The sequence below is a fragment of the Mesorhizobium sp. M7A.F.Ca.CA.002.09.1.1 genome (assembly GCF_003998555.1).
Taxonomy (GTDB): domain Bacteria; phylum Pseudomonadota; class Alphaproteobacteria; order Rhizobiales; family Rhizobiaceae; genus Mesorhizobium; species Mesorhizobium ciceri.
The window spans coordinates 1-1,000 of record NZ_RZRR01001335.1 but is presented as its reverse complement, the minus strand read 5'-3'; the positions used below and the strand labels follow the sequence as shown (position 1 = coordinate 1,000).

General features: G+C 63.4%; 1 protein-coding gene and 1 pseudogene. One reads left to right on the top strand and one right to left on the bottom strand.

Annotated elements, in window-relative coordinates; genetic code table 11:
* Positions 1 to 235 (bottom strand): annotated as a pseudogene (locus EN994_RS33020) (auxin-binding protein); the annotation flags it as partial.
* 107 nt (positions 236 to 342) lie between these two features.
* On the opposite strand from EN994_RS33020, the gene EN994_RS33015 reads away from it, so the two are divergent.
* Positions 343 to 1,000, top strand: a 658-nt coding sequence (locus tag EN994_RS33015) for a sugar kinase (protein ID WP_164746506.1), incomplete at its 3' end; no start/stop codon positions are given.

Below are 1,000 nucleotides of genomic sequence, written 5' to 3'. Positions count from 1 at the left end.
GCCGCACCACGCCCCGTTCCGGCACGAAACTCGCCACGTACAGCCCGTTGTCGGTTTTCTTCGTCCGCGCGACATCCGGGCCGGCTGGCAGCGACGAACGCGGCGCCGTCAGGAAGACGACCGCGAGAATGCCGACCAGCAAGGCAGCCAGACCAAGACCCGCCAGAAGATAACGCCATATCGATGCCAAACCGGTTCCTCTTCTGCAGACAACGCTCTGCCGAACGGATCGCATCCCGCCAGCCTGTGGGAAAACGCTGTGGCGGAAAAAACCCTGCTTGCCAAGCATGGCGCTGCCGATGGCAAAAAGCTACAGCACCGGGAAGCACTGGAGGATTGTAGATGGCGGGAACCGGCGTCGCCTCGATCGGCGAATGCATGCTCGAACTGTCGGGCCAGACCGGACCGAACTGGCGCATGGGCTTTGCCGGCGACACGTTCAACACGCTGTGGGCGCTGCACGCGCTGAGCACTGAGCGGCCGGCAACCTATGTCTCGGCCTTCGGCGACGATCCGTTCTCGCAAGCCCAGATCGATTTCTTAGGCCAGAACGGCATCGGCATCGGCTCCAGCCCGATCATAGCGGGCGCACGGCCTGGCCTCTATGCCATCACGCTGACCGGGGCCGAGCGTTCCTTCACCTACTGGCGCGGCGACGCCGCCGCGCGGCAGCTCGCCTCAGACCCGGTTGCATTGTCGGAAAACCTGGTAAATCAGGCGCTTGTCTATTTTTCCGGAATCACTTTGGCAATTCTGGATGAGGCCGCGCGCGCCGTATTGCTGGCGGCTGTCGCCAAGGCGCGCTCGGCCGGTTCACTTGTCGCCTTCGATCCCAACTACCGGCCGCGGCTTTGGCGCAATCGCGAGGATGCACAGGCAGCGATCGTCGAAGCCCTTGCCGCCACCGACATCGCATTGCCGACTTTCCCCGACGAGCAGATGCTGTTTGGCGATGCAACACCGCAAGCGACCGCAAAGCGACTCAGGCAACTGGTTAGCG